Consider the following 14739-nt stretch of genomic DNA (forward strand, 5'->3'; position numbering starts at 1 on the left):
CATGGGCGTCGAGGACGGCACCTTCCAGATCCTGCGGACCCGGCTCGCGGACCGCGCGGCCGAGCTCGGCCGCCGGGCGGCGGAGCTGAACACCCGCCGGCAGGAGGTCTTCGGCGCCCCCGTGCTGGAGCTGGCGGCCTCGGCCCGGCTGCGCACCGCGGCCGAGGCCACCGCCTGCGGCATCATCGCCATCCGGCCCGGAGTCCTGCTGCTGGGGACCTCGGCGCCGGGCCTGGCCGAGGGCATGCTCTCGCTGCACGACGAGGACGGCGGACCGCTGGACCCCGGCACCGTCCCCGGCCTGCTGGACGACGAGCGGTTCCACCGGGACCTGGCCGAGCTGCTGCGCTACTACCGCGACGCCCGCCTGGTCGAGCTGGTCCGCACCCCCTCCGCCCGGCTGCTCGCGGTGTTCCGCACCGGCGAGCAGGACGGCGACATCCGGGTGCTGCAGTGGAAACTGACCGAGCGTCAGGTCGAGTACCTGGACAACCACGGCGAGCGCGAGCTGCCCAGCCCGCCGGTCTTCGAACTGCCGTGGACCACCACCGGGCGCGAGCAGCACGACAGCGGCCGGGTGCTGATCGAGGGCCGGGTCTCGGTGGCCGCCACCGGCGGCAGCCTGACCGTCCGCTCCGCGGTCGACGGGCGGGAGCTGTACCGGGAGGCGGTCGACGACCCGCTGCAGAGCCTGGCCGACGCCGCCATCGCCTACACCGTCGCCGAACCGCTGCTGGTGCTCTGCGTCCGCCCCTACAACGAGGCCGCCGACCGCTACCTGGTCGTCAACACCCGTACCGGCTCGGTCCGCAGGCAGGACTCGCTGGCCCAGGGGGCCCGGCTGCTGCCGGCCGAGCAGGGCCTCATCTTCCCCGGCGGCTACGAGCTGGCCGACGGCACCAACCGCGCCTTCCGCACCGACGGCACCGACGGGCTGCGCTTCGACGCGGTGCTGCCCTCGCTGGGCGGCGAGGACCTGCTCTACGTGCTGCGCCGGCCGGGCACGGCCCAGGTGCTGCTGCTGTCCTGGAACACCGTGCGCCGCGAGGCCGCGGCCCCGCTGCACGGCGCCGGCTACACCCTGCTGCCCGACGGCACCCTCGCCCTGCTCAAGCCGGACCGCGAACCGGTGCGCGGCCATGAGATGCAGCTGTGGCACACCCCCTTCGCCTCCGCCGAGTTCGCCGCCTCGCAGCAGGTCGGCGAGGACCCGCTGGAGCGGATCGGCAACGCCGACCTGGTCCGCGGCATCGCCGACTGCCTGGACGTGGTCCGCAGCGCCTCCGGCGCCGACCTGGTGGACGCCGCGCTGATCCTGGACGCCTGCGCCAAGGCCGCCGACCGGCACTACTGGCTGGGCAGCACCGGGCTGCTGGAGCCGCTGGCCGAACTGCGCGACGCCGCCGAGCAGGTCGGCGCCGAGCAGGCCCGGATCGGCGCACTGGCCGCCCGGGCCGCCGAGGCCGTCTCCGCGGCCCGGGAGGAGGCGGCCGCCCTGGTCCGCCGCTCCCACGGCGGACCCCCCACCGACGCCGACGGCTGGACCGCGCTGCTCGGCGAGCTGCGCCGGTCCCAGGGCCGGACCCGTTCGCTGCGCGAGCTGCCGCAGCTGGACCTGCCCGAACTGGAGGCCGTCGAGGCCTCGCTGGCAACGGAGTTGGAGTCGGCGACCGAACGCGCCTTCGGCTACTTCGCCGGCCCCGACGCCTTCGCCGCCCCGCTCGCAGCCGCCCGCGAGGCCGCGGACGGAGCAGCGGAGCTGGCCACCGCCGCCGAGGCGGGACGGGTCGCGGACCGGCTCGCCGAACAGGCCGAGTCGCTGACCACCGTCACCGACCTGGTCACCGGCGCGGTCACGGCCGACCCCGGCGCCGGCACCACGGTGCTGCTCGCCATCGGCGAGGTGCTGGCCGCCGTCAACCGGGCCCGGGCGATCCTGGACAGCCGCCGCCGCTCGCTGCTGGAGACCGAGCACCGCTCCGCCCACGCCGCCGAGTCCGCGCTGCTGGCCCAGGCCACCACGGCGGCCCTGGCCGCCGCCGACTCGCCCGCGGCCGCCGACGACCAACTGGCCAGGCTGCTGCTGCGGCTGGACGGCCTGGAGGCCCGCTTCGCCGAGGCCGAGGACCTGGCGGCCGAGCTCGCCGAACGCCGCGAGTCGATCCAGCAGGCCTTCGCCGCCCGCCGGCAGACCCTGCTGGACGAGGCCGCCGCCCGCGCCGACCGGCTCGCGGACTCGGCCGCCCGCGCACTGGAGGCACTGCGCCGCCGGCTGGCCGGGCTGCACACGGCCGAGGACGTGCACGCCGCGCTGGCCGCCGACCCGATGGCGCTCCGGGTCCGTTCCGCCGCCGCCGAACTGCGCGCGCTCGACGACCGGGTCCGCGCCCAGGAGCTGGAGGACGGCCTCACCGGTGCCGGACAGACCGCGGTCCGCACCCTGCGCGACCGGGCCGACCTGTCCGCCGACGGCGGCGCCACGGTCCGGCTGGGCCGGCACCGCTTCGCGGTCCGCCGCGAGCCCGTCGAGCTGACCCTGCTCCCGGACGGGGACGGGCTGGCCTTCTCGGTCACCGGCACCGGCTACCGGCGCCCGGCGCACGACCCGGCGCTGCTGGCCGGACGCGAGTTCTGGACCCAGCCGCTGGTCAGCGAGTCACCGCTGCTCTACCGCTCCGAGTACCTGGCAACAGGGCTGCTGGGAGCGACGACTGACGAACCGTTGGAGCGGCAGGTGCGCCGCGCCGCCGAGGCGGCGTACGACGAGGGCTACGAGCGGGGCGTGCACGACCAGGACGCGGTGCTGATCCTCGGCGCCCTGCTGCGGCTGCGCGCCGGGGCCGGGCTGCTGCAGCACCCCGCCGAGGTCCGCGCCGCCGCCCAGCTGTTCTGGGCCCACGGTGCGGACGAGGGCCGGCGCCGCAGCTGGCAGCGCCGGGCCCGCTCACTGGCCCTGGCCCGCAGCACCTTCGGTCCGGCCGCGGCGCTGGCCGACCTGGCCGCCGAACTCTCCGACGCCGTCGCCCGGTTCGGCTCGGCGGCCGGGCTCCCGCAGACCCCGCCGGCCGGCGACTACCTGCTGGAGGAGCTCGCCGACCCGACGGAGGGCTTCGCCGCCAGCGCCGACGCCCGCACCCTGCTGGACGCCTTTGAGCAGACCCCCGGCGGCCCGCTGCTCGCAGCCGACCTGCGGGAACTAGCCGACGACCTCCCGGCCCGGCACCAGCTCGCCACCGCCTGGCTCAGCGCCTTCGCCCCGGACGCCGCCACCGCGCTGCCCGAGGCGGTGTCCCAGCTCTGCGCCCCGGAGCTGCCCCGCTACCCGGTCGACGCCCCGCTGAGCGAGACCGTCGACGGCCTGCTCGGCAGCCACCCCCGGATCCAGGACGGCCGGCTCACCGTCCGAATCGACCAACTCCCCTACCAGGCCGCCCGGTTCCGGGCCGAGCGGGTCAGTGCGTTCCGCGCCTTCCAGCGACAGCGCGCGGACGCACTGGCCACCGAGCGGGCCCGGCTGCGGCTGGACGACCACCGCCCGCGCCCGCTGGCCGGCTTCGTCCGCAACCAGCTGATCGACGAGGTCTACCTGCCGCTGATCGGCGACAACCTCGCCAAGCAGCTGGGCTCGGCCGACTCCACCTCGGCCGACCGCAGCGGCCTGCTGCTGCTGCTCTCCCCGCCCGGCTACGGCAAGTCCACGCTGCTGGAGTACGTCGCCGACCGGCTGGGGCTGCTGATGGTGCGTGTGGACGGCCCGGCCCTCGGCGCCGGCACCACCTCGCTGGACCCGGACCGCGCCCCGGACGCAGCCGCCCGCCGCGAGGTCGAGAAGATCGTCTTCGCGCTGGAGGCCGGCAGCAATGTGCTGCTGCACCTGGACGACATCCAGCACGTCTCGTCCGAGCTGCTGCAGAAGTTCATCCCGCTGTGCGACGCCCAGCGCCGGATCGAGGCGGTCAGCGACGGCCGGGCCCGCAGCTTCGACCTGCGCGGCCGCCGCTTCGCGGTCTCGCTGGCCGGCAACCCCTACACCACGTCGGGACAGCGGTTCCGGATCCCCGACATGCTCGCCAACCGCGCCGACGTCTGGAACCTCGGCGAGGTGCTGACAGGTCGTGAGGACCTGTTCGCACAGAGCTTCCTGGAGAACGCGCTGGCCGCCAACCCGGTGCTGGCGCCGCTCGCCGGGAGCCCCGCGGAGGAGCTGCGACTGCTGGTCAGGATGGCCGCCGGCGACCCCTCGGCGCAGGCGGACCAGCTGGCCCGTCCGGTCCAGGACCTGGACCGGGTGCTCGCGGTGCTGGCCAGGATGCGCCGGGTGCAGCAGACCGTGCTGGAGGTCAACCGCGCCTACATCGCCTCGGCCGCGCAGCAGGACGCCACCCGCACCGAGCCGCCGTTCCTGCTGCAGGGCTCCTACCGGACCATGGCGGCGCTGGCCGCCCGGATCGACCCGGTGCTCAACGACGCCGAGCTGGAGGCCCTGGTCGACGACCACTACCTGGCCGAGGCGCAGACCCTGGGCAGCGCCGCCGAGGCCAACCTGATCAAGCTGGCGCTGCTGCGCGGCCGCGCGACCGCCGAACAGACCGCCCGCTGGCGCCGGCTGTGCGCCGACCACGCCGCCGCCGACCACGCCGCCGCAGACCACGAACCCGCGGACCACGCCCCCGGCGGCTACGAACCGGCCTGGTCCGGCCACCCCAACAACCGGGCCCCGAAGGCCGCCGTCTCCAGGGTGTAGCGCTGCAGCGCGTCGTCCGGGTCCAGCCCGGTGAGCCGGGCGATGCGCTCCAGCCGGTAGGACAGCGCCCGCACGCTCAGCCCCAGCCGCCGCGCGGCCTCGGCCGCGACATAGCGGGAGTCGGCGTACGCGGCCAGCGTCTCCAGCAGCGGGCCCGGGCCGCCGCGCGCGCCGACCAGCGGCTCCAGCACTCCGTGGATCAGCTCCTCCAGCGCGTCCCGGTCGCGCAGCAGCACCGGCAGGATCAGCAGGTCGGCGGCGCGCAGCAGCTGCCCGGGCAGCCGCAGCCGGTTGGCCTGCTCCAGCGCGTTGCGGGCCTCCTCGTAGGAGCGCACCACCCCGCCGGGGCCGCTGTGCGGCCGACCCACCACCACCCGCCGGCCCTCGGTGAGCGCGGCGAACGCCTGCACCGCCGGGGCCTCGGCGGGACCGCCCGGCACGATGCAGACCAGCCGTCCGTGCTTCACCGCCAGCAGCACGTCCTGCTCGCCGAAGCGGCCCAGCAGCTGCCGCTCGACGCCCCGCACCAGCGGGTCCTCCAGGTCGTAGCCGTCGCCGTCGGCCACCGCGACCACATGGGCGCAGGCCAGGTTGAGGCCGAAGCGCTCGGCGTGCTCGGCCAGCCGGCCGAGGTCGCTGCGGCTGCTCAGCAGGTCGGCGACGAACTCGCGCCGGCCCGACTCGTCGCGCTGCAGCCGCTCCCGGTAGGCCCGGCCGTGCCCGGTGGCCAGCGCCGCGACCGCGGCCCGCAGCGCCGCCATCGACGCTCCGTCCACGGTCCGCCCGGTCCACACCGCGCCGGTCTGCACCAGCCGCTCGTCCACCAGCTCGGCGAGCCCCCGGCCCTCCTGGGCGGCGCGGTCGCCGTAGGAGCGCAGTTGCTCCAGCTCCTCCCGGCGCAACCGCCGCCCGGTCCTCGCGACGTCCTCCAGCAGCCCGGCCCACTCGGCCGGATCGTGCCCTGCTGTGACAGCAGTGGCCATCTGCGGTTCCCTCCCCCGTACGGACTGCGACGCGCAAGCGTAACGCCCGTAGCGGCAAACGCAGATGGCCACCCGGAGTTCCGGATCAGAGCAGGGTCCGCCAGTAGAACCAGAAGCGGTTCAGCACCATCAGCAGCACCACCAGGTAGCAGAGCGCGGGCAGCACCCACGGGTACCGGGCGACCGCCGCGACCCCGCCGCGCCGGCGCTCCGGCACCGGGAGGACCCCGTGCCGGAGGTTGTGCACGGTGGTGCACCAGAACAGCGGGATCATCGCCGTCCACACCACCATGCAGTACGGGCAGAGCGCGCCGATCACGTAGAGGCTCTGGCTGATCAGCCAGCCCACGAAGACGATCCCGGCCAGCACACCGGCCTGGAGCCCCAGCCAGAACCAGCGCCGGTAGCGGGCCCCGGCCAGGAGGCCGACACCGAGGGTGACCACCACCGCGAAACCGGCGATGCCCAGCAGCGAGTTGGCGAAGCCGAACACCGAGGCCTGGGAGGTGCGCATGACCGAGCCGCAGCTGATGATCGGGTTGATGTTGCAGTCGGGGACGTAGTTCGGGTTCTCCAGCAGTCGGATCTTGTCCAGGGTGAGCATCACCGAGGCGGCCAGACCCGCCGCCCCGGCGATCACCAGCAGCAGCGCGAACGCCCTGCCCGTCGGCACCGTCGCGGCGGTGCGGCGCTCCTCCGGCACGGCCGGGGCCGTGGTCGCGGTGGCGCTCACTACTTGGCCGCCGCGATGGTCTGCTGCACCAGCGCCTGGTAGGCGGCGGCGCTGATCGGCTTGCCGGTGCTGCTGTCGAAGACGGTCAGCGTCTTGCCGTTGAGCTTGAGCGTCGGGGTGCCGGTGACGCCGCTGCTGTTGAAGGCCTTGGCGACCTGCTGCGCCCAGGGCTTGTAGGTGCCGTTCTTCACGGCCTGCTCGAAGGCCGGGGTGACCAGCCCCGGCACCTTGCGGGCCAGGTCGAGCAGGTGGTCGGTGTCGGCGAAGGCGTCGTTGGTCTCCTCCGGCTGGTTGGCGTAGAGCACGGTGTGCAGCTGGACGAACTTGGCCACGCTCTCGTTGACCGCGGCCCCGGCCATGGCCAGCGCGTTCTCCGAGCCCGAGCCGCCCAGGTTGCTGTCCAGGAAGGTGGCCATGTGGTACTGGATCTTGTAGGTGCCGTTGTCGGCGAGCGCGGTGATGGTGGAGCCGTCCGCCTTCTCCAGCTCGTCGCAGATCGGGCAGCGGAAGTCCTCGTAGACGTCCAGGGTGTTGGCGGCGTCGGCCTTGCCGTAGGTGATCACGGTGCCGCCGCTGCCGGTGGTGTTGGCGGGGACGGCGACCGAAGCGCTGCCGCCCCCGGACGAGCCCGAGTCGGCGGCGGCCACCGCGACCCCGGCGCCGACCGCGACGACGACCACGGCCGAGATGCCTATCAGCATCTTCTTCCGCAGCGCGGCCACCCGCTGCTCACGCTCCCGCTCGGCGGTCAGCCGGTCCCGGGCCTCGGTCCTGGCGTAGGACCGCTTGCCGCTGCTGCTGTTGCTGTTCCTGCTGTTCTTGCTGTCGGTGCTCATGGTGATGGTGCTCCTGCTCCGTGAGGGATGCTGCGAACCGGTACGCGGATGTGCGCGAACAGCGGCAGCGCCCCCACGGGCCGGTGGCCCGTACGGCTGGTGAAGGGGGGTGGCTAACTGCTCAGCACACGGCGGAGCAGAGCGGTGGACCGCGCCTGCGCGCGGTCCTGAGCAGGACCTGCTGGGGTCCGGGCTGGCTGCGCCTCGGCGCGGCCGGGACAGCGACACCGGCCGGAGCCGGCGGGACCAGCACCGCGAACAGCACCCGCAGCGGCGCGGTCATGGACACCGCGACGGCGAGCAGGGTGCGGAACACCGCCGCCTCCCCGCGCCGCAGCCAGGCCGCGGCGAGCAGCGCCGCCGCCAGGTGCACGGTCAGCAGCAGGGCGAACTGCCAGACCGTCGGATCGGCCGGCAGGGTCAGCCGGAACAGCCCGCCGAGCGGGCCCGAGCCGGCCGCCGCGGTGTGCACCGGCACGCTGCCCCGACCGCAGAGCAGCAGCGTGGGCAGCCCGCTCACCAGGCCGGTCGAGGGGGTGGTCGGCACAGCCGGGCCACAGCTCTGCTGGCCCAGGTTGAACATGGCGTTGAGCGACAGCTCCAGTGGCACCAGAACGGCGGCTATCCGCGCGAAACCGCGCTCCGCGCCGGTCAGCAGCAGGGCCAGGACGAAGACCGCCAGCCAGGCCCACAGCACGGTGGCGAACGGCAGCGGTGCGTGGGTGACCAGGACCTGTCCGCCCGCGGACAGCGCCAGCGAGACGCCGGCGAAGACCGCCGCGCGCATCACCCTCACTGCCAGGAGTCCGCTGCCCACACCGGCGAGTATGCCAGCCGCCGCCCACCCGGCACAGGACCCGGTGAACGGCGGAGGGAGCTCTCAGGAAAGCCTCGGCGGCCTCAGAGCTTGCTGAGCTTGGAGAAAGGAGTGGTGACTCGGACCTGCCGGGCGCCGAAGTCGACCATAACCGCGGTCTCCCCCTCGACTCCGGTGATCCGTCCGAGCCCGTACTGGTCGTCCGTCACCATGTCTCCGACGACGAACGTCTCCGGAGTCGGCGGTGCGGCAGGTGCCTTGAAGGGACTGGTGGGCATGTGGCGCCGGGTCGCGGCGGTTCTGGTCATTACCTGAAGTATGCGCCAGGTGAAGCGTGAGGGGCAGATCCGCTGCCGAGTCGAGACGCATTCGTGCCTGACTCCGGCCTCCTGTGGGCCTGCTGTGGGCCCCTCGGCTGCCGTACAGCCGTGCTGCCGTCCACCTCTGCGGGGGAACGGCTGACGAAGCCCTGTCCCACAACGCACAGGTCGCGCACACTGTCAGCTATGCGCGTGGAGATGGCGGGGGAGGCGCAACGCCCTGATCGGGTGAGCGAGGACTACACGGTGATGACGCCGGAGGCGCTGGTCCTGCTGGACGGGTCGAGTTCGCCGGCCGCGATGGAGTCCGGCTGCGAGCACGGCACCGCCTGGTACGCGCGCCGGTTGGGTGCGCATCTGCTGGCCAGGCTGGTGGACCGGCCCGACCGCACCATGGCCCAGTGCCTCGGCGACGCCATCGCCGAGACCGCCTCGCTGCATGGCGCCCGCTGTGACCTTGCGCACCCCAACACCCCTGCCGCGATGGTGGTCGCGGTGCGCCACCACGGTCCGGTGCTGCAGTACCTGGTGCTCGGCGACTCGCTGCTGGTGCTGGACCGGTTCGGGACGGTCGAGGTGATCGGCGACAACCAGCCCTTCCCGGCCGGGGAGGCGCTGCGGCGCGAGGTGCACGCGATGCCGCCCGGCACCCCGGAACGCGCCGCCCTGCACATGCGCTACGCGCTGGCGGTCCGGGCGGCCCGCAACACCGGGCGCGGCCCGTGGATCGCCGCCGCGCTGCCGAAGGCGGCCGACCATGCGCAGACCGGTTCGGTCGCGCTGGCCGAACTGCGCTCGTTCGCCGCGCTCACCGACGGCTCCTCGCGCTATGTGGAGCGGTTCGACCTGGGCAGCTGGCCGGACGCGATGACACTGCTGGAACGCCAGGGCCCGGCGGAGCTGCTCCGCCGGGTCCGCGAGGCGGAGGCGGGCGACGCCTCCTGCACCCGCTGGCCGCGCGGCAAGGCCCGGGACGACGCCACGGTGGTCTACGCCCGGCTCCGCTGAGCCGCCCGGGCCCCGGCTCGCGCCGGGCCTCCGCGGGCGGGTGGTCAACCCGCTTGTGGGGTGTCTCAGTTGTGCTCGGCGGGGATGGTGCCGAAGCGTCCGGACTGGAAGTCCTCCACGGCCTGCTGCAGCTCGCGGTGACTGTTCATCACGAACGGCCCGTAGTGCGCCACCGGCTCGCGGATCGGCTGTCCGCCGAGGATCACCAGGTCCAGGTTGGGGGAGCGGGACTCCTGGGTGGCGTCCGCCTGGACGGTGATGCTGTCGCCGTCGCCGAACAGCACCGCCTGGCCCATCTGCAGCGGACGGTTCTCCTCACCCACCGTGCCGCGCCCGTTCAGCGCGTACACCAGGGCGTTGAAGTCGCTGCGCCAGGGCAGGGTGATCCGGGCGCCGGGGCTGACCGTGGCGTGGATCATCGTGATCGGGGTGTGCGTGGCACCGGGGCCCTGCACCCCGCCGATCTCGCCGGCGATCAGCCGCAGCACCGCGCCGCCGTCCGGGGTGGTCAGCAGCTTGACGTTGGCGCCGGAGATGTCCTGGTACTTGGGCTGGATCATCTTGTCGGAGGCCGGCAGGTTGACCCACAGCTGCAGCCCGTGGAACAGGCCGCCGGAGACCACCAGGTCCTCGGGCGGGGTCTCGATGTGCAGGATGCCCGCGCCGGCGGTCATCCACTGGGTGTCGCCGTCGCCGAGGAAGCCGCCGCCGCCGGTCGAGTCCTTGTGGATGAACTTGCCGTCGATCAGGTAGGTCACCGTCTCGAAGCCGCGGTGCGGGTGCCAGGGGGTGCCCTTGGGCTCGCCGGCCGCGTACTCCACCTCGCCCATCTGGTCCATCATGATGAACGGGTCCAGGTACTTGGTGTTGATCTTCGCGAAGGCCCGGCGGACCGGGAAGCCCTCGCCCTCGTAGCCCTCGGGCGCGGTCACCACCTGGAGCACCGGACGGGCCGTCGACGTGGTCGGGTCCGGAGCCTCCACCCGCGGCAGGACCAGCGGGTTCTCGACTGTCACTGCGGGCATGGCGTCCTCCTCTGATGAAGCATGGGCGGCAATTCCTGCCGACACCCATGAGATTAGTTGATGCATCAACCGAAGGCAAGTTGAAACTTCAACCATTGCGTCATGCGGCGGCTCGGACGTCCTTCGGTGCGGGTCTCAGCCGTACATGCGGCGCATGGTGAAGTCGACCATCTGCTCCACGGCCTTGGCGTCGAACACCATCCGGTGCTCGCCCTCCATGTCCATCGCGAAGCCGTAGCCGGTCGGCAGCAGGTCCAGCACCTCGGCGCCGGTGACGGTGAAGTACTTGGACTCCTTGCCGGCGTAGCGGCGCAGCTCCTTCAGCGAGCTGAACATCGGGATCACCGGCTGCGGGGTGTTGTGCAGCGCCAGGAACCCGGGGCGCTCCCCGCGCGGGCAGTAGACCTTGGAGGTGATGAAGATCGACTGGAAGTCCTCCACCGGCAGGCCGCCGGTGGTGAAGGCGCGCACGGCGTCGCTCAGTGACGGCGGCGACGGCTCCGGGTAGAGCGGCTGCTGGGGCTGTTGCGGCTGCCCGTACCCGCCCATGCCGCCGCCGGCCATCCCGGCGCCCAGGTCGGGGCCCATTCCGGAGGGGTTCTGCTGCTGGTAGGGGCCGCCCTGGTAGCCGGGTCCGGCGCCGCTCGTCGTTTGCTCGTAGCCGTACACAGGGCCAAGGTTATCGAGTTCGACGCCACCCGGACGGCCCGGTGGGGTTGAAATAAGTTACCTGCGGGTAGCATCATAGTGATTACCGCTGGGTAGGGGACGCTGTCTCCACTGCGTCCGCGCACATCCCGGCACCTACCGACGCGATGACCGGAGAAGGTTCCATGGGTCACTACAAGTCCAACCTCCGCGACCTGGAGTTCAACCTCTTCGAGGTGCTCGGCCGCGACGAGGTCTACGGGAGCGGTCCTTTCGCCGACATGGACGTGGAGACGGCGAAGAGCATCCTCGCCGAGATAGCCCGTCTCGCCGAGAACGAGCTGGCTGCCTCCTTCGCCGACGCGGACCGCAACCCGCCGGTCTTCGACCCGGCGACCAGCACCGCCCCGGTGCCGGAGACCTTCAAGAAGAGCTACCAGGCCTACATGGACGCCGAGTGGTGGCGCCTCGGCATCCCCGAGTCCATCGGCGGCACCCCCACCCCCTCCAGCCTGATCTGGGCCTACGCCGAGATGGTGCTGGGCTCCAACCCGGCGGTGTGGATGTACTCCTCCGGCCCGGCCTTCGCCGGCGTCATCGCCGAGGAGGGCACCGAGGAGCAGCTCAAGGTCGCCCAGCTGATGGCCGACAAGCAGTGGGGCTCCACGATGGTGCTCACCGAGCCCGACGCCGGCTCGGACGTCGGCGCGGGCCGCACCAAGGCGGTGCAGCAGGCCGACGGCTCCTGGCACATCGAGGGCGTCAAGCGCTTCATCACCTCGGGCGAGCACGACATGTCCGACAACATCATCCACATGGTGCTGGCCCGCCCCGAGGGCCACGGCCCCGGCACCAAGGGCCTCTCGCTGTTCATCGTGCCGAAGTACGACTTCGACTGGGAGACCGGCGAGCTGGGCGAGCGCAACGGCGTCTACGCCACCAACGTCGAGCACAAGATGGGCCTGAAGGCCTCCAACACCTGCGAGATGACCTTCGGCGCCAAGCACCCGGCCCGCGGCTGGCTGCTGGGTGAGAAGCACGACGGCATCCGGCAGATGTTCCGGATCATCGAGTTCGCCCGGATGATGGTCGGCACCAAGGCCATCGCCACCCTCTCCACCGGCTACCTCAACGCCCTGGAGTACGCCAAGGAGCGGGTGCAGGGTCCGGACCTCGCCGAGTTCCTGGACAAGGCCGCCCCCCGGGTCACCATCACCCACCACCCCGACGTCCGCCGCTCGCTGCTGACGCAGAAGGCCTACGTCGAGGGCATGCGCGCGCTGGTGCTCTACACCGCCAGCGTCCAGGACGAGATCCAGCTGCTCAAGGCCCGCGGCGAGTCCGCCGACGCGGCCGAGCGGCTCAACGACCTGCTGCTGCCGATCGTCAAGGGCTACGGCTCGGAGAAGTCCTACGAGCAGCTGGCCCAGTCGCTGCAGACCTTCGGCGGCTCCGGCTACCTCCAGGAGTACCCGGTCGAGCAGTACATCCGGGACGCCAAGATCGACACCCTCTACGAGGGCACCACCGCCATCCAGGGCCAGGACTTCTTCTTCCGGAAGATCGTCAAGGACCAGGGCCAGGCCCTGACCGCGCTCTCCGAGCAGATCCAGAAGGCCATCGCCTCCGGTCTCGGCGGCGACGAGCTGGCCGCCGAGCGGGAGCAGCTGGCCGCCTCTGCCGGCGACCTGGAGGCCATCGTCGGCGCCATGCTCAACCAGCTGGGCTCGGTCGAGCAGGACGTCCGAAACATGTACAAGGTCGGCCAGAACACCACCCGACTGCTGCTGGTCTCCGGCGACGTGGTGATCGGCTGGCTGCTGCTGCGCCAGGCAGCGGTCGCCCAGGCGAAGCTGGCCGAGGGCGGGACTTCCGAGAAGGACACCGCCTTCTACCAGGGCAAGGTCGCCGCGGCCCGCTTCTTCAGCAGCACGGTGCTGCCGACGGTGCACGCCCAGCGGCTGATCGCCGAGGGCATCGACAACTCGATCATGGACCTGCCGGAGGCAGGGTTCTGATCCATGAGCGCAGTATGGACCTGCCGGAGGCGGCATTCTGATCCCGGTCGGGACGCCGTGTCAGGTCCCTTGACCAGATCTTGACGAGAAGATGTCGGACAAGTACACGTCAAGTGGCACTTCTCCGACACCGGTCCGTGGTCGTAGCGACGAAGCGATGAACAGCCGGGCGTAGGCTCGGACGGCAGGAAACGTGGGCGGGGCCCTTCCCAGGAGGGGCCCCGCCCACGTACCAGCCCTCCCCTCACCCCTGGAGCAGCATTGACCAGCGCAGCCGGCGCGGGCGGCGTCGCCTTCGACCGCAGCCACACCGACGACCTCATCGCGTTCCTGCAGGCCAGTCCATCGCCGTACCACGCGGTGGCCAGTGCCGCGGAGCGGCTGGAGAAGGCGGGCTTCCGGCAGGTCGAGGAGACCGCGTCCTGGGAGGGCACGGCAGGGGGGCGCTATGTCATCCGCGGTGGTGCGCTCATCGCCTGGTACGTCCCCGCGGGAGTGACCGCGGCGACCCCGTTCCGCATCGTCGGCACCCACACCGACTCGCCCAACCTCCGGGTCAAGCCGGTCCCGGACACCGGCTCGGTGGGCTGGCGCCAGGTCGCCGTGGAGATCTACGGCGGCGTCCCGCTGAACACCTGGCTGGACCGCGACCTCGGGCTGTCCGGACGGCTCGCGCTGCGCGACGGCACCGCCCGGCTGGTCCAGCTGGACGAGGCGCTGCTCCGGGTGCCGCAGCTGGCGATCCACCTGGACCGCCAGGTCAACGACGGCATGACGCTCGACAAGCAGCGGCACCTCACCCCGGTCTGGGGCCTGGGCCGGCCCACCGAGGGCTCACTGATCGACTACGTCTCCCGCGCCGCCGGACTGGACCCGGACGAGGTGGTCGGCTGGGACCTGATGACCCATGACGTCCAGCCGCCGTCCTACCTGGGCCGGGACCGCGAGCTGCTGGCGGCGCCGCGGCTGGACAACCTGCTCTCGGTGCACGCCGCCACCGCGGCGCTGGCGGCGGTCGCCTCCGCGCCGGGCGCCGACGAGCTGCCCTACCTGCCGGTGGTCGCCGCCTTCGACCACGAGGAGAACGGCAGCGAGTCCGACACCGGTGCCCAGGGCCCGCTGCTCGGCAACGTCCTGGAGCGTTCGGTCTTCTCCCGCGGCGGCAACCTGGAGGACCGGGCCCGGGCGCTGGCCGGGACGATCTGCCTGTCCTCGGACATGGGCCACGCGGTGCACCCCAACTACAGCGAGCGGCACGAGCCGGGGCACCACCCGCTGCCCAACGGCGGCCCGATCCTCAAGGTCAACGTCAACAACCGCTATGCCACCAACGGCATCGGCCGGGCCGTCTTCGCCGCGGCCTGCGAGCGGGCCGGGGTGCCCTGGCAGAGCTTCGTCTCCAACAACTCGATGCCCTGCGGCACCACCATCGGCCCGATCACCGCCGCCAGGCTGGGCATCTCCACCGTGGACTGCGGCATCGCGGCGCTGTCCATGCACTCGGCCCGCGAACTGTGCGGCGCCGACGACCCGTTCCTGCTGGCGGCAGCGCTCAAGGCCTTCCTGGAGGGCTGAGCGCAGCCGCCTCCCCGCGCCCCCAGAACGTG

Annotated in this window: 11 protein-coding genes; 4 read left to right on the top strand and 7 right to left on the bottom strand. The window is 72.7% G+C overall.

What is annotated here, in order from left to right; all coding sequences use genetic code 11:
• The first annotated feature begins 1 nt into the window (after nucleotide 1).
• The gene (locus IF29_RS0122605) at nucleotides 2–4744 is read left to right on the top strand and encodes a DNA repair ATPase (protein WP_063757572.1); all 4743 of its coding nucleotides are present in this window, start codon (nucleotides 2–4) and stop codon (nucleotides 4742–4744) included.
• Here IF29_RS0122605 and IF29_RS0122610 read toward each other — a convergent pair.
• The 5 genes from IF29_RS0122610 to IF29_RS0122630 all read right to left on the bottom strand — a co-directional run bounded on the left by IF29_RS0122610 (nucleotide 4678) and on the right by IF29_RS0122630 (nucleotide 8421).
• Nucleotides 4678–5727, bottom strand: a complete 1050-nt coding sequence (locus IF29_RS0122610; protein ID WP_037596203.1) for a PucR family transcriptional regulator — start codon at nucleotides 5725–5727, stop codon at nucleotides 4678–4680. The two genes, IF29_RS0122605 and IF29_RS0122610, sit on opposite strands and share 67 nt — an antisense overlap.
• Nucleotides 5728–5812: 85 nt before the next feature.
• Entirely contained in the window at nucleotides 5813–6460 is a 648-nt protein-coding gene (locus IF29_RS0122615; protein WP_051725729.1) for a vitamin K epoxide reductase family protein, read from the bottom strand.
• Nucleotides 6460–7296: a thioredoxin domain-containing protein gene (locus IF29_RS0122620; RefSeq protein ID WP_030257957.1), complete on the bottom strand. Its 837-nt coding sequence runs from the start codon at nucleotides 7294–7296 to the stop codon at nucleotides 6460–6462. The genes IF29_RS0122615 and IF29_RS0122620 overlap by 1 nt, the downstream gene beginning before the upstream one ends.
• Before the next feature lie 121 nt (nucleotides 7297–7417).
• Nucleotides 7418–8113 (bottom strand): hypothetical protein, encoded by a 696-nt coding sequence (locus IF29_RS0122625; RefSeq protein ID WP_157623874.1) that lies wholly within the window; start codon nucleotides 8111–8113, stop codon nucleotides 7418–7420.
• Between the two features lie 83 nt (nucleotides 8114–8196).
• Entirely contained in the window at nucleotides 8197–8421 is a 225-nt protein-coding gene (locus tag IF29_RS0122630) for a hypothetical protein (protein WP_030257961.1), read from the bottom strand.
• A 198-nt stretch (nucleotides 8422–8619) separates the two neighbouring features.
• On the opposite strand from IF29_RS0122630, the gene IF29_RS0122635 reads away from it, so the two are divergent.
• Nucleotides 8620–9441: a protein phosphatase 2C domain-containing protein gene (locus tag IF29_RS0122635; RefSeq protein ID WP_030257963.1), complete on the top strand. Its 822-nt coding sequence runs from the start codon at nucleotides 8620–8622 to the stop codon at nucleotides 9439–9441.
• Between the two features lie 65 nt (nucleotides 9442–9506).
• Here the strand turns inward: IF29_RS0122635 and IF29_RS0122640 are convergent, their stop codons facing one another.
• A complete protein-coding gene (locus IF29_RS0122640) occupies nucleotides 9507–10466 on the bottom strand; it encodes a pirin family protein (RefSeq protein WP_030257965.1) in 960 nt (319 codons plus the stop codon).
• Between the two features lie 135 nt (nucleotides 10467–10601).
• Complete coding sequence (locus tag IF29_RS0122645) at nucleotides 10602–11135, bottom strand: SseB family protein (RefSeq protein ID WP_030257968.1); 534 nt, start codon at nucleotides 11133–11135, stop codon at nucleotides 10602–10604.
• 164 nt (nucleotides 11136–11299) lie between these two features.
• On the opposite strand from IF29_RS0122645, the gene IF29_RS0122650 reads away from it, so the two are divergent.
• Together IF29_RS0122650 and IF29_RS0122655 are read left to right on the top strand one after the other, a co-directional pair.
• The gene (locus tag IF29_RS0122650) at nucleotides 11300–13132 is read left to right on the top strand and encodes an acyl-CoA dehydrogenase (protein WP_030257969.1); all 1833 of its coding nucleotides are present in this window, start codon (nucleotides 11300–11302) and stop codon (nucleotides 13130–13132) included.
• A 261-nt stretch (nucleotides 13133–13393) separates the two neighbouring features.
• Nucleotides 13394–14707, top strand: a complete 1314-nt coding sequence (locus tag IF29_RS0122655) for a M18 family aminopeptidase (protein ID WP_030257971.1) — start codon at nucleotides 13394–13396, stop codon at nucleotides 14705–14707.
• Nucleotides 14708–14739 lie beyond the last annotated feature (32 nt).

Origin of the sequence: Streptacidiphilus jeojiense (assembly GCF_000719095.1) — a bacterium.
Lineage (GTDB): Bacteria > Actinomycetota > Actinomycetes > Streptomycetales > Streptomycetaceae > Streptacidiphilus > Streptacidiphilus jeojiensis.